This window comes from Streptomyces rapamycinicus NRRL 5491 (assembly GCF_024298965.1).
In the GTDB taxonomy this organism is placed as follows: Bacteria; Actinomycetota; Actinomycetes; order Streptomycetales; family Streptomycetaceae; genus Streptomyces; species Streptomyces rapamycinicus.
In genome coordinates this window covers 6,229,526-6,251,512 of record NZ_CP085193.1, presented here as the reverse complement: position 1 = coordinate 6,251,512, position 21,987 = coordinate 6,229,526, and the positions used below count along the sequence as shown (strand labels likewise).

The 21,987-nt window shown below is 68.4% G+C and carries 17 protein-coding genes, 1 tRNA gene and 1 pseudogene; 5 read left to right on the top strand and 14 right to left on the bottom strand.

From position 1 onward, the window contains the following. Positions 1-12: 12 nt before the first annotated feature. Complete coding sequence (locus LIV37_RS26190) at positions 13-1,959, bottom strand: sensor histidine kinase (RefSeq protein WP_214663811.1); 1,947 nt, start codon at positions 1,957-1,959, stop codon at positions 13-15. 62 nt (positions 1,960-2,021) lie between these two features. Beyond that, positions 2,022-2,759, bottom strand: coding sequence for a response regulator transcription factor (locus tag LIV37_RS26185; protein WP_254807116.1), 738 nt, complete (start codon positions 2,757-2,759; stop codon positions 2,022-2,024). 173 nt (positions 2,760-2,932) lie between these two features. Here LIV37_RS26185 and LIV37_RS26180 point away from each other — a divergent pair, with 173 nt between their 5' ends. Continuing rightward, the gene (locus LIV37_RS26180) at positions 2,933-3,805 is read left to right on the top strand and encodes an LLM class F420-dependent oxidoreductase (protein WP_020870108.1); all 873 of its coding nucleotides are present in this window, start codon (positions 2,933-2,935) and stop codon (positions 3,803-3,805) included. Between the two features lie 242 nt (positions 3,806-4,047). On the opposite strand, the gene LIV37_RS26175 is transcribed toward LIV37_RS26180, so the two are convergent. Further along, positions 4,048-4,914, bottom strand: a complete 867-nt coding sequence (locus LIV37_RS26175) for an amidohydrolase family protein (protein ID WP_121825263.1) — start codon at positions 4,912-4,914, stop codon at positions 4,048-4,050. Between the two features lie 241 nt (positions 4,915-5,155). On the opposite strand from LIV37_RS26175, the gene LIV37_RS26170 reads away from it, so the two are divergent. Next, a complete protein-coding gene (locus LIV37_RS26170) occupies positions 5,156-5,779 on the top strand; it encodes a hypothetical protein (protein WP_020870105.1) in 624 nt (207 codons plus the stop codon). Between the two features lie 101 nt (positions 5,780-5,880). On the opposite strand, the gene LIV37_RS26165 is transcribed toward LIV37_RS26170, so the two are convergent. Together LIV37_RS26165 and LIV37_RS26160 are read right to left on the bottom strand one after the other, a co-directional pair. Next, positions 5,881-5,954, bottom strand: a tRNA-Met gene (locus LIV37_RS26165). A 70-nt stretch (positions 5,955-6,024) separates the two neighbouring features. Beyond that, positions 6,025-6,453, bottom strand: a complete 429-nt coding sequence (locus LIV37_RS26160; RefSeq protein WP_243146163.1) for a hypothetical protein — start codon at positions 6,451-6,453, stop codon at positions 6,025-6,027. A gap of 142 nt (positions 6,454-6,595) precedes the next feature. Between LIV37_RS26160 and LIV37_RS26155 the strand changes: the two genes are divergently transcribed. Next, positions 6,596-7,075, top strand: coding sequence for a hypothetical protein (locus LIV37_RS26155; RefSeq protein ID WP_020870103.1), 480 nt, complete (start codon positions 6,596-6,598; stop codon positions 7,073-7,075). Between the two features lie 55 nt (positions 7,076-7,130). Here LIV37_RS26155 and LIV37_RS26150 read toward each other — a convergent pair whose 3' ends face one another. The 4 genes from LIV37_RS26150 to LIV37_RS26135 form a co-directional block, all read right to left on the bottom strand. Next, on the bottom strand, positions 7,131-7,811 hold the full coding sequence (locus LIV37_RS26150) for a response regulator transcription factor (RefSeq protein ID WP_020870102.1): 681 nt from the start codon (positions 7,809-7,811) through the stop codon (positions 7,131-7,133). Further along, entirely contained in the window at positions 7,808-9,217 is a 1,410-nt protein-coding gene (locus LIV37_RS26145) for a sensor histidine kinase (RefSeq protein WP_020870101.1), read from the bottom strand. The genes LIV37_RS26150 and LIV37_RS26145 overlap by 4 nt, the downstream gene beginning before the upstream one ends. Positions 9,218-9,424: 207 nt before the next feature. Beyond that, positions 9,425-11,728 (bottom strand): MMPL family transporter, encoded by a 2,304-nt coding sequence (locus tag LIV37_RS26140; protein ID WP_121824495.1) that lies wholly within the window; start codon positions 11,726-11,728, stop codon positions 9,425-9,427. A gap of 522 nt (positions 11,729-12,250) precedes the next feature. Then, complete coding sequence (locus tag LIV37_RS26135; RefSeq protein ID WP_020870099.1) at positions 12,251-12,871, bottom strand: hypothetical protein; 621 nt, start codon at positions 12,869-12,871, stop codon at positions 12,251-12,253. A gap of 394 nt (positions 12,872-13,265) precedes the next feature. Here LIV37_RS26135 and LIV37_RS26130 point away from each other — a divergent pair, with 394 nt between their 5' ends. Beyond that, positions 13,266-14,717 (top strand): amidase, encoded by a 1,452-nt coding sequence (locus tag LIV37_RS26130; protein WP_121824496.1) that lies wholly within the window; start codon positions 13,266-13,268, stop codon positions 14,715-14,717. Positions 14,718-14,838: 121 nt separating this feature from the next. Here the strand turns inward: LIV37_RS26130 and LIV37_RS26125 are convergent, their stop codons facing one another. Together LIV37_RS26125 and LIV37_RS26120 are read right to left on the bottom strand one after the other, a co-directional pair. Next, on the bottom strand, positions 14,839-15,309 hold the full coding sequence (locus LIV37_RS26125; RefSeq protein ID WP_020870096.1) for an NUDIX domain-containing protein: 471 nt from the start codon (positions 15,307-15,309) through the stop codon (positions 14,839-14,841). A 2-nt stretch (positions 15,310-15,311) separates the two neighbouring features. Continuing rightward, positions 15,312-15,461, bottom strand: a pseudogene (locus tag LIV37_RS26120) (XRE family transcriptional regulator); the annotation flags it as partial. Between the two features lie 148 nt (positions 15,462-15,609). Here LIV37_RS26120 and LIV37_RS26115 point away from each other — a divergent pair. Further along, a complete protein-coding gene (locus tag LIV37_RS26115; RefSeq protein ID WP_121824497.1) occupies positions 15,610-16,011 on the top strand; it encodes a hypothetical protein in 402 nt (133 codons plus the stop codon). 1,128 nt (positions 16,012-17,139) lie between these two features. Here LIV37_RS26115 and LIV37_RS26110 read toward each other — a convergent pair. The 3 genes from LIV37_RS26110 to LIV37_RS26100 form a co-directional block, all read right to left on the bottom strand. Beyond that, on the bottom strand, positions 17,140-18,132 hold the full coding sequence (locus LIV37_RS26110; protein WP_158634886.1) for a Shedu anti-phage system protein SduA domain-containing protein: 993 nt from the start codon (positions 18,130-18,132) through the stop codon (positions 17,140-17,142). Between the two features lie 1,326 nt (positions 18,133-19,458). Further along, a complete protein-coding gene (gene ribD, locus LIV37_RS26105) occupies positions 19,459-20,343 on the bottom strand; it encodes a bifunctional diaminohydroxyphosphoribosylaminopyrimidine deaminase/5-amino-6-(5-phosphoribosylamino)uracil reductase RibD (RefSeq protein WP_020870090.1) in 885 nt (294 codons plus the stop codon). Next, a complete protein-coding gene (locus tag LIV37_RS26100; protein ID WP_185057995.1) occupies positions 20,343-21,890 on the bottom strand; it encodes an NsdA family TPR-like regulatory protein in 1,548 nt (515 codons plus the stop codon). The genes ribD and LIV37_RS26100 overlap by 1 nt, the downstream gene beginning before the upstream one ends. Positions 21,891-21,987: the final 97 nt, after the last annotated feature.

The window sequence follows — 21,987 nt, the reverse complement described above, 5'->3', positions numbered from 1 at the left end:
CGAGCCGCGCTGTCACGGCTGTGTGGTCAGCCTGTGGCCTGCCTGTGAGTCCGTTACGCCATGGTGAACGACCCGGTGCACGGGCAGGTGGACGCCGAAGACGGTGCGCCCGGGCACGCTGTCCACCGTCACCTGCCCGTCGTGTGCGGCCACGACCGCGTGCACGATGGCCAGGCCGAGCCCCGTACTGCCCGCGGCGCGGGAGCGCGAGGCGTCGCCGCGCGCGAACCGCTCGAAGACATGCGGCAGCAGCTCGGGCGGGATGCCGGGACCGTCGTCCTCGATCTCCAGCGAGACGTACGAGGGCGGCTGCGGCGGGCCGAAGGCCCCGGCGGCGCGGGCGGCCGCGTACGGGGAGCCGTAGGGCGGGGCGTACGTCTGGGCGTGCGGCTGGGCGTACGTCTGGTCATGCGGCTGGGTCTGGTGATGCGGCGGGGCGTACGTCTGGGCGTGTGGCGAGCCGCGCCCCTTACGGTGGCCATGGGAGGACGCGCCGTAAGACATCCCGTAGGAGAGCCCGTACGGCGCCAGATACGGCGAGGGGTACGGCGACGCCCGCGGCCCGCCCCACAGCACCCGCGCCGTGACCGTGGTACCGGCCGGGGTGTGCGTCCGCGCGTTGCCGAGGAGGTTCACCAGCACCTGGCGCAGCCGGGCGTCGTCGCCGAAGACGACCGCCGGTTCATCGGGCAGCTCCAGCCGCCACTCGTGGTCCGAGCCGACCGCCCGAGCGTCGCTGACGGCGTCCACGACCAGCGGGGACAGATCGGCCTCCGCGCATTCCAGCGGCCGCCCCGCGTCCAGCCGGGCCAGCAGCAGCAGATCCTCGACCAGCCCGGTCATCCGCCCGGCCTCGGACTCGACCCGGCCGAGGGCATGCCGGGTGTCGGGCCCGATCTCCTCCCGGCCGCGCCGGGTCAGCTCGGCGTAGCCGCGGATCGAGGCGAGCGGCGTACGGAGCTCATGGCTGGCGTCGGCGACGAACTGCCGCACCCGCGTCTCGCTCTCCTGGCGGGCCGCGAGCGCCGACTCCACATGGCCGAGCATGCGGTTGAGCGCCGCCCCCACCTGGCCGACCTCGGTACGCGGATCGGCCTCCGAGGCCGGGACGCGCTCGCGCAGCGCCACCTCGCCGCTGTGCAGGGGGAGTTCGGAGACCCGGGTCGCGGTCGCGGCCACCCGGCGCAGCGGCCGCAGCGAGATGCCGACCATCGCGGCCCCGGCGATCCCGGCCGCGACCAGCCCGGCCGCGGCCACACAGACCTCCACGAGGATGAGGGTGTTGACCGTCTCCTGCGTCTGGTCGAGCGGGAAGGCGAGGATGATGCCGCCATCCCGGTGGTCCGGCTGGGCCACCGCCCGATAGCCGCCGAGGCCGGGCAGATCGATGGTGTGCACGTCCCCGTCCAGCGGGACGGCGGCGATCGCCTTCTGCTGACCGCTGGTCAGGGGGTCCACCCGGCTCTCGGCGTCGACCTCGTCCGTCATGGGCGAGTCATTGCTCTTGCCCGACATGGAGATCTCGCCGTCCTGGCCGAACCGCGCCCCGACCGTGCCGATCGGCTGACCGGGCGAGGCGACGAAGAGCACATCGTTCCGGGGGAGTTCGCGCTCCGGTCCCGGCTTGTTCAGGAACCGCCCGACGGACGCGCGCAGATCGTCGTCCACCTGCCCCTGGAGGTACGACTGCAGGGCCAGGGTCGTGACCGAGCCGATCACCGCGCAGACCACCGCGATCAGCGCGACGGCCGAGACGACCAGACGGGTGCGCAGGGACCAGGGGCGGCGCCCGGCCCGCTGAGTGCGCCCGGCCCCCTGAGTGCGCCCGGCTCGTTGCGCGGCTCCGGCTCGTTGCGCGTTCCCCGCACGCTGAGCGCGTCCCGCACGCTGGGCGCGCCGGGCGTGCGCGCGCCCCTGCGCCGCTCCCGCGCCCTGGGGCGGCTGGGAGGCGCCGGGCATCCCGTCGGGGCCGGGCAGGTCGGGGCCTCGGGGCGGCCGGGGCGGGGGGTGCGCCACCGTGCCTACTCCCCGGGCTTGATCAGATACCCGGCGCCCCGCCGGGTATGGATCATCGGGCTGCGCCCCGCGTCGATCTTGCGCCGCAGATACGAGATGTAGAGCTCGACCACGTTGGCCTGGCCGCCGAAGTCATAGCTCCAGACCCGGTCGAGGATCTGCGCCTTGCTGAGCACCCGGCGCGGATTGCGCATGAGATAGCGCAGCAGTTCGAACTCGGTCGCGGTGAGATGGATCTCCTGTCCCCCGCGCGCCACCTCGTGGCTGTCCTCGTCCAGGATCAGATCGCCGACGGCCAGCACCGACTCACTGCGCGCGGCCGCCGCCCCCGACCTGCGCAGCAGCCCGCGCAGCCGGGCGACGACCTCCTCCAGGCTGAACGGCTTGGTCACATAGTCGTCGCCGCCCGCCGTGATGCCCGCTATCCGGTCCTCCACCGCGTCGCGCGCGGTCAGGAACAGCACCGGGACATCGGGCAGTTCCCGGCGCAGCCGCCCCAGCACGGCGAGCCCGTCCATATCGGGCAGCATGATGTCCAGGACCACCGCGTCCGGGCGCAGCTCACGGGTGATCCGGATCGCCTCCGCGCCGTCACCCGCGGTGCGCACCTCCCACCCCTCGTAGCGCAGTGCCATCGACAGCAGGTCGGCGAGCGCCGACTCGTCGTCCACGACCAGCACCCGGACGGGGCTACCGTCGGGGCGCAGCAGTTCGGTACGCCCATGAGGCGAGGTCGGCATCATGACCTCCACCTTCGGAGCGGGCCCTGAGAGGTCCCTTTCGGCTGCCTGTGAATTACCTGAGAATCCTGTGGCGGCGGGGACGGGACCGGCCGGGGGCGAAACAGCGGATCCTGGGCACGGAACGGCTGGGCGGGCCACGGAATAACCGGAAGGACTCTCCGGCTTCCCCCTGTATGACTTCTCGTCCCGCACTTGGCAAGATCGGCATCTGGACCGCGGCCCTGAAGACGGACCTCACCCCATCAGAGCAGGTCAGCGAGGCAGCGGCCGAGCTGGACGAGCTGGGGTACGGCGCCGTCTGGCTCGGTGGCAGTCCCAGCCCGGATCAGGCCGGAGTCCTGCTGGACGCCACCTCCCGGATCACCGTCGCGACCGGAATCCTGAGCATCTGGGACCACGAGGCGGGCTACGTCGCCGAGCGGCACACCGCGCTCAACGCCGCCCACGGCGGCCGCTTCCTCCTCGGCCTCGGCGTGAGCCACAGCGCGCTCGCCGGTGAGCGCTACAAGCGCCCGTACACGGCGATGAAGGAGTACCTGACCGCACTGGACTCCGCCCCGGCCCCCGTCCCCGCCGCCGAGCGGGTCCTGGCCGCGCTCGGCCCCAAGATGCTCGAGCTGTCCCGCGACCGCGCGGCCGGCGCGCATCCGTACCTCGTCACCCCGGAGCACACCGCCGAGGCCCGGGACGTGCTGGGCAAGGAGGCCGTGCTCGCGCCCGAGCTGAAGGTCGTCCTCGACACGGACCTGGAACGCGCCCGCGCCACCGCCCGCGACTACCTCGGCCGCTATCTGGCGCTGCCCAACTACACCAACAACTTCAAGCGGCTGGGCTTCGGGGACGCGGACTTCGCGGACGGCGGCAGCGACCGTCTCCTCGCCGCCATGTACGCGCTCGGCGACGCGGAGGCGATCCGGGCGCGCGTGGACGAGTTCCTGGCCGCGGGCGCGGACCACCTCGCGATCCAGGTGGTGAGCGACGACCAGGGGCTCCCCCGCGAGCAGTGGCGCACGCTGGCCGAGGCACTGCCGCTGGACAAGAGCTGACCGACCCCCGCGGCCTCCTCGCCCGGCGCCGACGCGGGCACCGGGCGAGCCCCAGCCGACGCGGGCACCGGGCGAGCCCCCCATCCGGAGCGGCCGCGCCCTAGCCATAACGGGCGCATCCGGAACATCCACGCTCCACCCGCGAGGGGCGCATCCGGGCGGCCACGCTCCACCCACAACAAGCGCATCCGGAACATCCACGCTCCACCCGCGAGGGGCGCATCCGGAGCGGCCACAACCCGTCATATCCCGAACAGCCGCGCCGCGTTCCCGTAACACACCCCGCGCAGCCACTCCTCGTCCTGCCCGACCCGCGTCAGCGCGTCCAGCGCATGCCGGTATCCGTACGGGATGTTGGGGAAGTCGCTCCCGAACAGCACCCGGTTCCCCAGGGCGGCCAGCCGCTCCCGCTCCGACCGCGGAAACGGCCACTGGCGCTCGGTGAAGTCGGTGAAGGCCATCGTGGTGTCCAGGTGGACCTCCTCGTACCGCTCCGCCAGCCCCAGGAAGTCCGAGTACTCCGGCAGCCCCATATGCGCGATGATCAGGCGCAGCCGAGGATGGCGGGCCAGCACCCGCCCCACCGGCTCCGGGCCGGTGTACTTGCCCGGGTGGGGCCCCGAGCCGCAGTGGATGACCACGGGCGTCCCGCTCTCGGCGAGCATGCCCCACACCGGGTCGAGCAGCTGATCACCCGGGTCGTACGCCCCCACCTGCACATGGGCCTTGAACACCCGCGCCCCGCCCTCGAGCGCCGCGCGCACGTACCCGTCCACCCCGGGCTCGGGGAAGAAGGTCGCGGTGTGCAGGCAGTCGGGCGTACGGGCGGCGAAATCGGCCGCCCAGCCGTTCAGCCAGCGCGCCATGTCGGGCTTGTGGGGGTAGAGCATCGAGGTGAAGGCCCGCACCCCGAACGCCCGTAGCGTCGCGAGGCGTTCGTCCTCCTCCTCGCGGTAGGTGATGTGCCAGCGGGGCTCGACGGCGTCGAAGAAGGCCCAGACCTTGTCCAGTACGCGCTGGGGCATGAAGTGGGTGTGCACATCGATGAGTCCGGGCAGCCCGAGCTCCTGCCAGAACCGCTGCGCCGACACCACGGCGGGATCGTCCATGCGGATCACGGTAGTTGCCCCGGGCGTATTGCTACAGCCTCGTCTCAAGCTCTCGCCTTGAGTTGATCACAGCCTCGACCAGTGGTTTTGTCACGACCATGATGATCTGCGGTAGCAAGATCACCACAAGGGGAACCGAGAAGGTGAACTGACGCTCCGTGACCGGCGTATCCATCCAGGCAGTCACCACTCGCTCGACGTCATCACCGACCGACCATCACCGACCACCGGGGGACCGTCCATGCCCAACCGCCCGCCTCGCCGCGCCGCCCGATCCGGGACCGCCCTCGTCTGCGCCCTCGGCGTCACCCTCCTCGGCCTCGCCACCGCCGGCTGTGAGGACGACAGCGCCGCGTCCGGCCGACGGCAGCCCGCGACCCGCGCCGACATGGCGGCCGACAGCGACGGCGGCAAGACCCTGCGGCTCGGCGAGCACACCTCGGTCACCTACAAGCGCGGCTCGGACCATATGCGCGGCGCCCTGCGGGTCACGGCGGTGAGCGTGCGCAAGGGCACCCACGCGGAGCTGAGGACGGCGGGTGTGGAACCGTCCGACATACGGACCACCCAGCCGTACTACGTCACCATGACCTTCGAGAACACCGGCGAGAACTCCCTCCACTACCCCTTCCTCAACACCCCCACCGGCCTCGAGGACACAGGCGGCGTGGACGACCAGCCGCTCATCACCGGCGACACCGAGGTGACGGCCTGCCCGGGGAAGGACCCGGACGACTTCGCGGTGGGGGCGAAGGTCTCCCTGTGCAAGGTGTTCCTGGTGCCCAACGGCATACGGCCGTCGGTGGTGACGTACAGCACAGGCGATGACACCAAGCGCCCGGTGAGCTGGAAAGTCACCCGCTGACGGCGGCGACGGCCCCACGCTCTGACGGCGGCGGGGCCCTCGGCGCGGCCGAACGACCGAGGGCCCGGCACTGGAGAAGTGCCGGGCCCTCGATACCTGAGTAGCGGGGACAGGATTTGAACCTGCGACCTCTGGGTTATGAGCCCAGCGAGCTACCGAGCTGCTCCACCCCGCGTCGGTAGACGTAACTCTACGTCGTTCTCCCCGCTAAGGGAAATCCATACCGCCGCCTCCGGCCCGACCGCTCAGAAAAGCGCCTCGACCAGGGCCGAGACAGCACCGACGACCGCCCCGTACCCAAGGACCGTCAGCAGCGGCCAGGGAACGGGCCGGGGAACGAGCACCCGCCAGTGGAAGGCATAGTCCCGGTACTCGGCCATGCCCTCCGTGCCGGGCAGCACCATGAACCGGGGCCGGACCGTGCAGAACAGCCACCAGTCCAGAACCACCAAGTCGAAGACGACGAGCGCGAGCCAGACGAGGGCACCGAAGACGAACGCGCGCCAGAAGCCGAGCCCGCCGTCGGCTCGACCGTGCAGATCGACCATCCCGGCGACCGGCACGGCGATGAACACCACCGCGTTCAACGCCCCCATGACCCCGGCCGCCCGCTTCCCCCGCGCGCTCCGCGCGCCATAGCGCTCCCGGATCGCGGCCGCATAGTCGTCGACCAACTCCACTCCGATCCGGCGGCCCGGCCCGGCATTAGCGGAGCGTTAGCCGTACGGCGGTGGATCAACAGCGGTGACCGACAGTCTCGTTCTCACGAGCCCGAACCACCACGTCGCGAGACACCACACGAGAACGGGGAAGACCATGTCGCACCGCACCGCCCTCCGCCACAACCGCCACGCCCGCAAGGCCGCCGCCGCCATGATCATCGCGGTCGCCGCCCTCGGACTCACCGCATGCCAGGACGGCGAGACCGACTCCTCGTCCTCGCCCTCCGCCTCCGCGAGCGCCCCGCAGTCCCCCGCGCCCACGGCGAACGACCAGGACCAGGGCCAGGACCAGGCCAAGGACACCGCCAAGGGCACCCCCAGGAAGCCCGGCATGAGGTGCACGAACCAGATCGACTACGCCGGGGACACCAGGGACAACGCCACCATCAACTCCATCGGCAACGACACCGGCTACTGCCCGCCGATCCAGAAGGAAGAAACCTCCAAGGGCACCCTCAGGAAGGGTGACATGAAGTGCACGGACCAGATCAACTACGCGGGCGACCACAGGGACAACGCCACCATCAACTCCATCGGCAACGACACCGGCTACTGCCCGCCGATCGAGAAGTGAGCTGCTGCCGTGACGCCGGGACGCCAGGGACGCCGGTCGGCGGCCACGGTCGCGGTCACGGTGCGGGCGGAGTCGCCCGTACCAGGCCCGTCTGGTAGGCGATCACGACCAGTTGGGCACGGTCGCGGGCGCCCAGTTTCGTCATCGCGCGGTGAACGTGGGTGCGCACGGTCAGCGGGCTGAGCGTGAGGACCTCGGCGATCTCGGTGTTGGACTTGCCCTCGGCGGCCAGGGCCATCACCTCGCGCTCGCGGACGGTGAGTTCCGAGAGGCGTTGCGGAGGCGCGAGGTGGGCGTCTGGGGCGGGGGACATGAGGAAGTTCGTGATGAGGGTGCGGGTCGCGGCGGGGGACAGCAGCGCCTCGCCGGAGGCCACGGTGCGCAGACCGGCCAGCAGGGTGTCGGCGGTGACGTCCTTGCCGAGGAAGCCACTGGCGCCGGCGCGCAGGGCCTGGGCGACGTAGTCCTCGGTTTCGAACGTCGTCAGAATGAGGACGCGGGTGGCGGCCAGCTCCGGGGCGGCGCAGATCGCGGAGGTGGCGGCGAGCCCGTCCGTGCCCGGCATCCGGATGTCCATGAGGACGATGTCGGGGTGGTGGGCGCGGGTCAGCTCCAGCGCCTCCGCGCCGTCCGATGCCTCGCCGACCACCGCCATGTCCTCGCAGGAGTCGATCAGGATCCGGAAGGTGGCCCGCAGCAAGGTCTGGTCGTCGGCGAGCAGCACCCTGATGGTCATGACTTCTCTCCTCGCGCGGGAGCGTCTGTGGCGCCTACGGTCGCCTCGGCCGCTTCGGGTGCTTCTGATGTTTCGGCGGCCTCGGGTGCTTCTGATGTTTCGGCCGCTTCAGGTGATTCAGATGCTTCAGGTGCTTCGGGTGCCGAGGGCTGGAGCGGCAGCGCGGTGGTGACCTCGAAGCCGCCCTCCGGGCGGGGTCCCGCGCAGAGTTCGCCGCCGATGGTGCGGGCGCGTTCACGCATGCCCATGACGCCGAAGCCCCGGTCGGTCACGGCCTTGGCGGCATCGGAGGTGCCGTTGGTGTCCGAACCGTCGGTGTCCGAACCGTTGGTGTCCGAACCGTTGGTGCCCGGACCGTCGTTGCTGACCGTGATCAGCAGGCGTGAACCGGAGTAGGCCAGACGTACCTGTGCCGAGTCCACGGCGGCGTGCTTGGAGACGTTGGTGAGCGCCTCCTGCACGATCCGGAACGCGGTCAGGTCCACCCCGGGGGAGAGCGGGCGGGGCTCCCCTGTCGTGCTGACCGTGACGGCGAGCCCCGCGGACGCGCACGCCGAGACCAGCTCGGGCAGCCGGGCGAGGCCGGGAGACGGCTCCAGCGGCGCGGAGGCCGAGTCGTCGTTCTGGCGCAGCAGCCCCAGCGTGGCCTTCAGTTCGCGCAGCGCGGAGGACGTGGTGCCGGTCAGATCGGTGAGGATCTTCTTCGTCTGCTGCGGACTGGTGAGCGCGAGGTGGGCGGCCGTACCGGCCTGCGCGTTGGCCAGGGCCATGTGATGCGCCACGACGTCGTGCAACTCGCGGGCGATGCGCATGCGCTCCTCCGTGACGCGCAGCCGTGCCTCCTCCTCCCGGGTGCGCTCGGCGTGCTCGGCGCGGGCCTGCACCGATGCCAGGTAGGCGCGCCGCAGCCGGGTCATGTTGCCGGCGGCGAGCGGCAGCATCAGCCAGAAGAAGGGGCCGATCGTCCGGAGCAGCAGGGACAGACCGTCCATGGAGTCGGAGACCGCCGACGCGACCATCAGCGCCGCCATGACGGCGACACCGAAGACGCGTGTGGTCTTGCGGTCGGTGAGCGTGGCCAGCCAGTAGAGCGCCGCCATGACGGGCCCCAGCAGCAGGGGGGTGAGCAGGTACCCCAGCGAGATCGCGATCACGGTGCAGACCGCGGTCACGACGACCGCGGTACGCGGATGGCTGCGGTACTTCAGCAGGGCGAGGCAGGACACGCCCATGAGAGCGGTGGCGGCCCTGTCCTGGTCGGGCGGGTCGGCGCCGGGCATGGTGAGGTTGCTGCCGAGGGCCGCGCAGCCCATCAGCGACAGGACCAGCACCACGTCGATGACGTGGGGGTAGCGGTCGGCGTACTGCTCGAAACGGTCCGTGTAACGCTCAAGGCTGGTGCTCATCGGCTGGGCTCTCCGCTCGGTGCTGTGGGCCATCGTGACCGATTCGGCGCTCTGTGGGCCACCGTGACGGATTCGGTGGCCCGTGGGCCACCATGACCGTTTCGGTGCTCGGTGCACCACCGTGCCCGTTCCCCGCGCGGACCGCCGCCGGGGACGCCCATGGCGTTCGCCACGGGCGTCCCCGGCGGGGGCGGGTCGGGCGGTCGATCAGGTGCGGGTCACTTCCAGGCCGGTCGTCCCGGCCGGTTCCGGGTCCGATCCCGGTCCCGGTCCCGGTCCCGACCCAGAATCCGGGTCCGATCCCGGTCCCGACCCCGAGCCCGGACCCGACCCCGGACCCGGCCCCGCCTCCGCCCGGCGGCCGAGCGCCTCGCCCTCCACGTCGACCTTGGGCAGCAGCCGGTCCAGCCACTTCGGCAGCCACCAGGCCCTGTCGCCGAGCAGGGCGAGCACGGCGGGCACGATCGCCATCCGTACGACGAAGGCGTCGAACAGGACGGCGGAGGCGAGCCCGAACCCGATCATCTTGACCATGGAGTCGCTCTCGCCGACGAACCCGGCGAACACCGCGATCATGATCAGCGCGGCGGCCACCACCACGCGCGCGCTGTGCCGGAACCCGGATGTGATCGCCTGGCCCGGCCGCTCGCCGTGGACGTACGCCTCCCGCATCCGCGAGACGAGGAACACCTCGTAGTCCATGGCCAGGCCGAAGATGATGCCCACCAGGAAGATCGGCATCAGGCTCATGATCGGGCCGGTCTGCTCCACGCCCAGGAGCCCGGCGCCGTGGCCCTGCTGGAAGACGAGGACGACCACGCCGAGGGAGGCCAGCACCGACAGCAAGAAGCCGAGGGCCGCCTTCAGCGGGACGAACAGGGACCGGAAGACCACCAGCAGGAGCACGATCGCGAGACCCACCACGACCACCAGATAGGGGACCAGCGCGGACTGCACCTTGTCGGAGACGTCGATGTTCAGCGCGGTGGTGCCGGTGACCTCGAAGGTCGCCCCGGTCTCGGACTCGGCCCCGGGCCGCTCGCCCCGGATGGTCGTGACCAGGTCCTTGGTCCTTTCATCGGTCGGCGCCGTGGACGGCACGACCTGGAAGACGGCCGTGTCACCGGCCTCGTTGAAGCGGGCCGGGGAGACGGACACGACACCCTCGGTACCGCCGATCTCCTTCGCGACCGTGTCGGCGGCGCCCTTCGGGTCGGTGTCCCCCTTCGCGTCCACGACGACGGTCAGCGGCCCGTTGAAGCCCGGCCCGAAGCCCTCGGCGAGCGCGTCGTAGGCCCGACGCTCGGTGGTGGAGGTCGACTTGGCCTCGTCCCCGGGCATGCCGAGTTGCAGATCCGTCATCGGCACCGCGAGGGCCCCGAGGCCCACCACGCCGAGCAGCAGCACGGGCAGCGGACGCCGCAGCACGAACCGCGCCCAACGGCTGCCCCCGTTGTCCCGGGTGCCCTCCTCCTCGATCCGTCCGCTCCGACGGGCCCGCCGCCGGAGCACGGCGTTCGGCCAGAAGCCGAGGAACGCCGGGACCAGCGTCAGCGCGACCAGTACGGCGACGACGACCGCGCCCGCCGCGGCCAGGCCCATCCTGGTGAGCATCGGGATGCCGACCACCGCGAGTCCGGCCAGCGCGATCACGACGGTGAGCCCGGCGAACACGACCGCGGAACCGGCCGTGCCGACCGCCAGACCGACCGCCTCCCGCGGCACCCGGCCCCTGGCTCGCTCCTCGCGATAGCGGGAGACGACGAACAGGGCGTAGTCGATGCCGACGGCGAGACCCAGCATCATCGCCAGGGTGCCGGTCGTCGTGGACAGGCCCAGCGCCTCGGACAGGGTCAGGATGGTGGCCATGCTCACGCCGACGCCGATGATGGCGGTCAGCAGCGGCAGTCCGGCGGCGGCCAGCGAACCGAAGGTGATCAGCAGCACGACGGCGGCTATCGCGACACCGATCACCTCGGCCGCACCGCCGGGCCCGCCACCGTCGTCCATCGCGCTTCCACCGGCCTCGACGGTCAGCCCGGAGCCCTGGGCCGTGTGGAGGGCCCGCTCCAGCTGGTTCTTGCTGGTGTCGGTGAGGTCGTTGGCGGCGACCTTGTAGGTGACCGTCGCGTACGCCGTCGTGCCGTCCTTGCTGACGGCCTTCGCCCGGAACGGGTCGACGGCGCTCGCGACCTGAGCCCCGTCGCCCAGATTGGCCACGGCCTCCTCGACGGCCTGCCGGTTCTCGGTGGCGGTGACCTTCTCACCGCTCGGCGCGACGAAGACGACCCGGGCGGTCGCGCCGTCGGCGGAGGCTCCGGGGAAGCGCTGTTCCATCAGGTCGAACGCCTTCTGGGACTCGATGCCCGGCATCGAGAACTCCTCGTCGGAAGCCCCCGAAGCCTTGAGCGCGCCCAGCCCGACGGCGGTCAGGACGGCCGCCCAGACCAGGGCGACGTACCAGCGTCGCCGGAAGGCCAGACGGCCCACTTGGTAAAGGAATGTAGCCACGACAGGAGGTCTCCACATCTGGTGCCGACTGTCCGCATCTGGTGCCGACTGTCCGCATCTGGTGCCGACTGTCCGCATCTGGTGCCGACTGTTCGCCCAGGCTCTCCGGGAGCGGGCCGCCCTGTCGTCGTGCGCCTGCCGACATTTCGCGCTACTGAGAACGCAGTACACACCGGCCGATCGGGTCCGCCTCTGGTACGACACACCCGCCCGGGGGACACCGCGGCTGAGCCGGAGCGTCCGAAGCTAAAACAGATCGCCCTCATACCGGCGTCCGACGCACCGCTGCCCGAGCGCGGCCGCGGGGTTTCGGCGATGAGCAACGGAGGAGTGGCGGGCACACGATCGCAGCCGCCCCTACGGACAAGGGCGTCGCCGCAGGAATTGACGCGAATCGGCCGCGCCGCCGAAAACCGATAAAGAATTTCCGTCGATAAGGCATCAGCGTGCGTGATCGCGCAAACCCGCGCGCCCGGCGGGGCGGAGGGCCCACCGGGCGCGCGGGAGTGTGGAATGCGGGGCTTACGGGTGGTACTTCTCCTCGACCGTCTCGGCGGCGCCGGACTTGGGGTTCATGGTGACGCGCACGGTCACGCTGTTGGTCTTCGCGGCCTTCTCCAACTGCTCCACGGTGCACTTGGAGGTGCCGTAACCGTCGTCGCCGATGGACACGGTGCCACCGTCGTCGGAGCAGATAGCGGCCGCGCCGAGGATCTTCGTGGCGTTGGAGATCAGGAATGCCTGCTCCATGCCTCCGCTCTCGGGCTTGATGGTCATCTTGCCGGGCGCGAGGTACTTCAGCGTGCCGACGTACATACGGTGGTTCCCCGCGTTGGCGGCGCCGCCACCGTTGCCGCCACCGTTGCCGCCGCCCTTGCCGCCACCGTTGCCCGCGGCGGGCGGCGCCGTGTCGGTCTTGCCGCCGCCCTGGCCCTGCTTCCCGCCATTCTGGCCCTGCGAACCGGAGTTGTCCGAAGAGGAGCCACTGGTGGGCTGGGCCGAGGCCGAGGAGCCGGAGGAGTCGGCCCCGGAGTCATCCGGCCCGCAGGCCGTGGCCCCCAGGCTCAGCGCCGCGGCCGCGACAAGGGCGGCGGCGATACGGCGGCCGGCGCGGCCGCGGAAGCGGTTGGTGGTGGTGTTCATCGTGACCTCTTCGTTGCTGTGTTCTGTCGTCTCGCTCCCGGACGACAACCAGCTTCGAAGATCGCGTTGGCGTTCTACTAACGGACAACTAATACCGTGCAGCAGTGGCCGCAAGGCCAGATCCAGCCGAACCGGGGTCTGTGCGGACGGAGGCCGGCCACGAGGATGCGGTCGAGCAGCCGGTCGGGCAGCCGGTCGAGCAGTACCCAACGGACCGCGCCGGGCTCGACGACCACCACCACCCGCACACCCAACGGCGCCAACTCACGGCACAGCGAGTCGCCGACCGCTTCGAGGTCGGCCGGAGAGAAAATACAATGAGCATTGAGCCCTCCACTCCATTGCGCGAAATGGTGTTTTATGGCCCGCCCCAGAGGCCGATACGGTCGGATTCATGGAGCGGAATTTTCTGACGGCCGAAAAACTCACGGCTGCTTTGCGTGCCGGTGAAGTGACCTCGGCGGAACTGACCGACGAGGTGATCGCCCGTATTGAGCGGGACGACAAGGCGATCAACGCGATCTGTGTGCCGGACTTCGACCGTGCGCGGGCCGCCGCACGCGACGCCGACCAGGCGCGCGCCCGCGGTGAGGACCGGCCGCTGCTCGGCATTCCGGTGACGGTCAAAGAGTCCTACGACATAGCCGGGCTGCCGACGACCTGGGGCATGCCGCCACACCGGAACTACATGCCGGCCGAGGACGCGGTCCAGGTGTCGCGCCTCAAGGACGCGGGCGCGGTGGTACTCGGCAAGACCAACGTGCCCTTGGGGCTGCAAGATATACAGAGCTTCAACGAGATCTACGGCACCACCAACAACCCGTGGGATCACGGTCGTACGTCGGGTGGATCCTCCGGCGGATCGGCGGCGGCCCTGGCGTCCGGATTCGGCGCGCTGTCCATCGGCTCCGACATCGCCGGTTCATTGCGTACCCCCGCACATTTCTGCGGTGTCTACGCGCACAAGCCGACACTCGGACTGGCGGCGAGCCGCGGCATGGTCCCGCCGACCGCACCGGCACTGCCGGCCGAACCCGACCTCGCCGTCGTCGGCCCGATGGCGCGCACCGCCCGCGACCTCACACTCCTGCTCGACGTCATGGCCGGACCCGATCCCCTGACGCTCGGCGTGGCACACGCCGTCACACTGCCGCCCGCGCGCCACGAGCAACTCCACGACTTCCGGGTCCTGGTCCTCGACGACCACCCGCTCATCCCGACCGGCTCCGCCGTGCGTGCGGGCGTGACCCGAGTGGCCGACGCACTCGCCGACGCCGGCGCCCGCGTCGAACGCCACAGTCCGCTGCTACCCGACCTGAGCGAAGCCGCGGTCCTCTACACCCATTTGCTGTTCTCGGGCTTCAGCGGACGTTTCCCCCTCGAAGCGTACGAGCAGCTGCGCACCCACGCCGCCGAACTGAGCGCGGACGACCACAGCCTCGATGCGGCGCTGCTGCGCGGCATGGCGTTCAGCCACCGCGACTGGATCGAGGCGGACAGCCGCCGCGAACTCCACCGCCACGGCTGGCGCCGGCTCTTCGCCGAGTTCGACGCCGTGGTGTGCCCCATCACGCCCACCCCCGCGTTCCCCCACGACCACAACCCCGACCTGAGGGAACGCCGACTCGACATCGACGGCACCGACTACCCGTACCTCGACCAGCTCGTCTGGGCCGGTCTGGCCACCATGCCCGGCCTACCCGCCACCGCCATCCCAGCGACCCGATCCCCCGAGGGCCTACCGGTGGGAGTCCAGCTCATCGGCCCAATGCACGAGGACCGCACCCCACTGCGGCTGGCCGAACTACTGGAGCAGAAGATCGGCGGCTTCCAGCCACCGGAGTAGTCGTACTACCCGAGGCCCGTCGATGGGCGAGCCACGGATCACGACGAGAGCCCCCCTTCCGATCACCGGAAGGGGGGCTCCCTGGGCTGACGCGCGCTTGTCAGGATCCGAACCTGACCACTCAGCCCAAGTACGGGCACTCACGGTGCTCCAAGAAATGGTCCAACCGCAGCCGCTGTGTGTGGTGCATCCACAGCCCGTCCAACTCGTCCAGCGAAACGAACCGCAGCTCCGCGGACTCGTCGGAGATCGCCAGTTGTCCGCCAACCACTCGGGCCGTGAAACAAACGTTGAACTGCCGCCGCACCTCACCGTCCGAATACGCGATGACGTGGCGCGGATCGGTATACGTGCCCACGAGGCCCGTGATCTCGACGTCCAGCCCCGTCTCCTCCCTGACCTCGCGGACAGCCGTGCCCGGCAGAGAGTCGGCCATCTCCATGCCCCCGCCCGGGAGCGCCCACAGGCCGTTGTCCCAGCGGCGCTGGAGGAGGATGCGGCCTTCCTCGTCGGTGACAACAGCGGACGCGGCAACCACCAAGCTGTTCGGCTCTGGTGCGTCCGGGTCGTCGTAGTACTCGGTCCGTGCCACGGTCAGCCCTCCCCCACCGGTATCGCGATCGCCCACACCCCGTCGAAGCCGACAGCGTAGGCATCGAACATCCCGCCCACCCCACTTCGCCGCAGATGCCACGCCGAGGCCGCAAAGGCGTTCACACCCCACACATGGGCGTACACCAGCACGTCGATCTGCCCGTAGCGCGCGACAAGCTCGCGGCTCACCGCACGGGCAGGGCATGGCTTGCGGAGCGATGGCCTTCTGTGCACCTTCTGGTCCGCTTTGAGTATGGGTACTCAGGCATGCGAGGTCTGTGCTGTGCATGGTGAAGCCATGTTGAGCAGCAGGATGGGCCGCTGGACAAAGGGCATCGTCGTCTCGGCGGCCGCGGCGCATGCGACGTACTGGGTCTGGGAATCCGCCGAGCGGTGGGAGTCGGAAGCGCGACGGGCCAATCCGGACGCGGGTGTCGGCGCAGGGTTCATAGAAGGAGCGCTGGCCACACTCGCCTGGTTGACACTGGTACCCGTGCTGCTGTGGGCGGGGATGCGGATGCTGCGGGAGCGGGACAATCAGCTGCTGGTGTGCATGGGATCAGCGACCTGGATCATTCTCGGGACCCAGCTGACCGAGGGCGGCATCAGCAGGATGGAAACGGAGCTGTTCCTTCTCGCGTTCGCTCTGCTCGGCGGCTTCCTGACACTGCTCCGCCCCACCGCACCAACAGAGCGATAAAGAGTGATCGCTCCGAGAGCTGCTCTCACCGTTGCCGTCATCGCATACGCAAGAGGCTGCTGCGCGCTCGGCAGGATTCGAACCTGCAACCTCTTGATCCGTAGGTTCGGGCGGGGGCCTGGTGCGCGCCTCGGCGGCGGTCCGGCCCGGTGCCCGTGGGGGACCGATGGAGGGCAGCGTGTGCCGTCGTTGATGTCAGCGCTGATGTCACGACCGAAGTGACGGCCCGCCTACGGGGACATGGACATCGAGATCCGGCCGGTTTCACGGAACGTTTCACGATCTTGACTACACCGAAATACGACAGTCGCGCCATGCCCACTTCCTCAAAACAAGGGCTATTTCCTACGCTCAGCCCAAGCAAGACGTCAAAGACTGAGTAAAGCCAAGAAGGGGCAAAGAGGTCATTTGCGTCATGGGGGTGCAGCGAGACCACAGATTTGTCGGTGTCGTGCGGTATAAGCCTGACTAGAGGGTTAAACCTGCAGGTCAGAGGGCTGCACGGGACAGTCGCGTCTCAAACAATCGCTGCGGGTCCCAAACCAATGTCTACTCAGGCGGCCTTCCGTGCCAACTCAAGCTCGACCTCTCGGACAGCCAATCGACAGGCCACCATGGCCCCAACAACGAAAACGCCCACCCATAGCCGCGCAGGCTTCCCAACGAGAGCGGCAGGGTGGGCAAGGAACCTAGGAGGTCCGATTGAGTGTCCCCCCGTCCACCCCTCGGGTGTCAACTCGTAACCATCAATCAGTCTTGGTGATCAGTGTGATCATCTGCATCTTGTGGGCAGCCGTTCCACAAGCTCAGGAGTTGATCTGGTCGCTGATCGTCCTCAACTCCGTGTGGCTAGCACAGGCTTCCATTGGGCGCATGGCCTGGGTCGTTCCCTTCAGGGCCGCTGATGTACACGCGGCGTTGGGCACCAGCGACTGACCGACAGCAGTACGACTCCCAATGGCAGACCGCGTCAGTCAGTAGGAAAAGACGGGTAAGCCCAATGGTCTCCCGTGGACAGCGCTGTTAAGGCGCGGGCTCCGACCAAACTCATGGTCGGAGCCCGCGCCATACGGTCAATCTCGCGGCCTTACTAAGCCACTGATTCGAGTCTGATAAAGGAGACAGGCCCTAACGCTCCGAAGATGTCAGGTCGATCATCCGCTGCGCATTCTCAATCAGGCGACCATACGTTGTAACGCTCACCCGGGTCAGGTGTGAGTTGTAGGTCCGAATGGCTTCGTCAATCTCCTCGGGCGACGCATCCGTGGCCGCGAATGCAGTGTGTCCAATGACAACCGTCATTGAGGCCCGCCTACAGTCGATACCGAGGTCGATCAGGATCTGCGGCCGCTTTTCATCCAGTTCGCGCAGGTAGTTCATCGCCTGACCTACGGCCTTGTTGACTTCCGCCCCGACGATCAGATGGTTACGCTGGCCAGTGACGAGCCGCTCGATGTTGGCCTTTTTCAGTTCGACACCGTGCAAGGTTCCGTCGGGCCGAAGCAGAGTGAGGTCGAGCTGGTCCCGCAGGGTGAGGTTGCGGCGGGCTGTACCCGGCAGGAACTCGCCACCAAAGATCCAAGTCATCCGCTCGACGAGTCGCTGCAAGTCACTCTCGCGGCTGTCGAGGTTCTCGACGACAGCGCGCAGCTCATCCAGGTCGGCCTGCCTTCTGGCCCGTTGTACCAAAGTTGCGAGCAGCTGAGCCTCATCCAGTTCCCCGAGTGACGCAGCAGTCGATGGCTCGCTTTCCAAAGCAGTCAGCAGATCGCGAATAGCAGTGGCGGCAGGAAACTGATCGGCGCCAGGTTGGGGGCGAAGGTTGATGCGATGAGCTTTCTGAAATGGATCCACGTGGCCTGCCGGAATTGACACACCATGCAATTGACGAAGTCGGAACAGGGGCGCCCGGGTATCCACCATGTTCGGTCGTCGACGAGAATAGGGGGTCGCGATGTCCCGCTTTCCGGTATCCACCCAGCGTTCTATGGGCGATTCGGGCTCAACCGCGAACTCGCCAACGTACAGGCACTCGCCATGATGCACCATAAACACCCTGAGTGGCACGCCGCGCCGACGGTGCGCGAGAACAGCCAGATTGTCGTACGAGACGCCGTCCATCCACTGCGCTTGTCCTGGAGCCACCAGCACAGGACCCTGCCACCGTGGTGCGAGATCACCTACACTTCCGCACTCCAGGAACAGGAATGCGTTGGGCGTCCTTCCACTAGCTCCGGCTGTGAGGCGTGGGTTACCCCCGTAGACGTCATGCAGTTGAGTTCGCTTGACTACCGCACCGGGCGGGATGTTCCACGCGGTGGGCATTTCGTCCGGCGGCTGCACTTGATCTACGAGTTGAACCAAGTCGCCCCATAGTTTGGCAGTCAGATCGAGCGATATAAGTTTGCGCCCCTCAGTAGTTGAACGTGCTTGCTTCGCCACGTGTCCAAGTTCCGAAGCCCGAAGGGCCGGGGCTGAGACGGGGGTTGCGAATGAAAGCCTTCCGAAGGAGATATGGACCTTCACATGCGGGGGAACCACGCCGCCCTCGCCCCTCTCTTGTAGCCGTGCGAGAGCCCAGGGAAGCCTGTCCTCCAAGGGAGTCGTGTTGGCAATCTCCCCCAGCGCCACAACACCACCGCCACGCCCCTTACGCCACAGGAGGACCGCATCACCCACTTCGGCTTCAAGGTGGGTGATCGTTGTAGTCGATGAGTCCCAATTCTCATCCGTCCGGGATGTCTCCCGAGTCATTTCGTAGGCTGATGTCTTATTCTCGGCAGCGAATAGCCAATACCTCACGCGTCCCCTTCCAACGCCTAACAGCCAAAACATGATGTGGATCGATACATCGTCGTAACCAAAATTCTCTCCATGCTGAAGGGGGATCGCTCGTCTTTCGGAGTCCATTGAAGGGCAGTCTTCACGGCCGCAACGCCCAACCTGGGGCCGTAGCAAGCCAATCCCATCGATGCCGCGAGCTCTGCGGCATAGGCCGAAGCCCCTTCGGCCATGCTGTAGCACTTCGAGAAGTAGTGAACGGGCCAGCGGCGTCGCGTGTCAGTGAGCCCGTCGGCCAAGGAAAAGTTCTCTCCTTGGCCTCCGTGCAATCCACCCATCGCGCCAACAGTCCCGCGACGTATTCGGCGATGCACGGTGACGGCTGGAACCCCTCGTCCACAGCGATGTAGCAGCTATAGCGAGTGAAGGCTTCTCCCACAGCTACGTTGTCCGCGGGCCTCTCGCCTTCCCACACCGCCAGGTCGTAACTCATGGCGGCACTGTGGCACGCCGCACTGACAAGTCACGCGACAGCTTCCAACGTGAGACGAGGTCGGCTCACCACTGTCCTTGGGGCGGATCGGCCTGCATCAACGGCTCGTTCCAATCCCACATCGCATCAGTGATCACCCATCGGACGGACGCATCCGATGGGTGATCACTCCATCAAAGAGACACGCTCTGAGCCGCCCGTTCCGCAGTGAGCCGCACGTATCGGCCGATGGGTTGTATGGCGGCCATACTGAACCCGTCGGGGAGCAATCTCCCGCTCACTGCTGTCGGTCGGGCCGACGGGGTCGTTTGCGGTACATCGATGATCACTCGGTCCACAGCATCAGCGAGCAGTCGTGCCGCTTCGTTGGGGGTGCCTTCGATCAGCACTGCACGCGCCCCTGCTTCAGCCAACGCGCGCAAAGTCTGCTGGGGCTTGTGGTCAGCCAGGTGAAGCGGGACGCAGAAGGTGCCCTCACCGTGACCGCCTGGGGCTCCTTCCTCAATCGCTCCGTTTCGCCGAATCACAAGATCGTATGTGCCGCGCAGCTTCGCGGCCTGGTCACCGTCGTCCTCGTCGGCCCCGGCGGTGTACGCCCAGGTGATGTGCGGCCTGCCCGTACGGAGTGAGTGCAGCCACGGGCCGAGGACAAGCAGCGCTTCCTGCTCCAGGACGCCACGCTCCACCTCAATGCCGGCCTGTTCCAGCACCGCCGCGCCGCCCTCCCCTCGCGAGGTGGGGTCCATGACGGCCATCAGGACGCGGGAGACCTTGGCATCGATCAGTGCTTGTCGGCACGGCGGGGTCCGGCCGTGGTGGTTGCAGGGCTCCAGGGTCACGACGGCCGTGCCGCCCTCGGCCCGCTCCCTCGCTGCGGTGAGTGCGTTCACCTCGGCGTGGTGGTCGCCCTTGCGGAGGTGGTATCCCTCGCCGACCGGTATGCCGTCGCGGTCGAGGATCACGCACCCGACGGGCGGGTTAGGGCTCGTCGTCCCGAGGCCCTGGGCAGAGATGGCGATTGCTCGCCGCATGGCCGTCAGTTCGTTCGGCGTGGCCATCAGAACCCCGCATTCTCCTTGACTGCGTCGAGTAGATCCCGCACAGCGGGAACATTACTCGCCGCCGCGAGAGCGTTGACGGCCGTCACGGCCTCTTGCAGAGTGCGGCCGGAACCGGAGCCGCGGGCCACGTCGAGAACGGCTGCGGCCTCGGCGGCGGCCTGCTCGTACTCCTGGATTCCGACGTAGGCCATAGCGAGCCGCGCCTGGGCGAATCCCCGGTCGCGCTGATAGACGTCTGGGAGTTCGGCCAGTGCGGTTTTGAAGGTGGAGACTGCCCGATCGGGCCGGGAGAGGTTGAGCCAGCAATTCGCGCGCTGGATTTCGATGTAGCTGGGCGTGCAGAAATCCCCGTGGCCGGATCGGGCGTCGCCGGACGATTCGGCGATGGCGGCGAACTCGTGGGCCTCGTCGAGCTTCCGGTGACAGGCGATCTCGTCCCCGTCGAGCGCAAGTCCCTGCGCCTCCTGCTGGATGGCGGCAGCCTTCATCGGCCGGGAGAGCGCTCGTTCGTGACGCTGTACGGCCTGGGCGAGGCCGATTGCCTGGCCTGCGTTCTTCTTCCCTGCCGCAAGCTGGCTGCGACGGAACAGGGTCCACGAGAGCATGCCTTCGTCTCCGGCCTCCATAGCCCATTCCATGGCCCGGCTCGTCCAGGTCTCCGCGCTGGACAAGTCCATGGAGTCTTCGTGGAGCCATGCGGCGGACTCGGCGTACTGGGCCGAGAGCTTCAACAGCTGCTGCCGGTGCTCGCCCCTGCTGTCCTCCAGAAGACCTTGCAACATGTCGAGCTGCTGATGCACTCCCGCGAGGGCGTGACGCGGGCCGAAGAGGTTATCGGCCCTGACCAGGGTGTGCCACATGTCGCGGAAGTGCTCGATGGCTGCTTCGCCTCGTCCGGCGCGGAGTCGGTGTGGTCTGGTGGGCTTGGGGCTCACGATCTCAGCGGAAGCGTTGACGGCACGGAGGGGTCCGCTTCCTTGCAGGGCGGCACCAATTGCGTGCCCGAGAAGGGCTCGGCGATTTATCGGCACGATCTGCTCCCTTCCATCGACGTACACCGAAACCAGAACGATTTCGGGTAGCGCATCCGCGTCCGCCGAATTCGAGGGGTCCACGTGCACAATCGGCAGACCAGGAATCGCCCCCGTTGTGGGTACGGACGGGGGTTCGTTCGGGCCCTCTGGGCTACTGCGAGCGTAAGCCTGGTTCTGGGCAGTGGCGGCCGGTGACGGGGTACCCTCCCAGGGCCGTTCGGGCAGGTCGAGCATGTGGCCGGGAATGCCCAGTCCATCAGCGATGCGTTCCATGACGGCGACGCTGCGAATACCTCGATCACCTCGGATGACGTCGCCGACACGCGCGCTGGTCATCTTGGTGACGGCGGCGGCGATCGCCGCGTAGCTCGCTGGGGCTCGTCGGTTGACGAGACGGAAGATCTCCCCGAAGTCCCTTCGCCTGCATGCCCGTTTCATGTCCTCGCTCAGGAGCAAGCGGTCCGGGATGGTGAGGGGGTATCCGCTGCGCCTGGCTTCACGTTCACTCATGGGCCGCTCACGAGGTATAGGGACGTGCGTCCAGTCCAGCGTAGATCGCGCCATGGATTGGGGTACCCCATTTCGCCTCCTGGAGTACCCCGTTGGC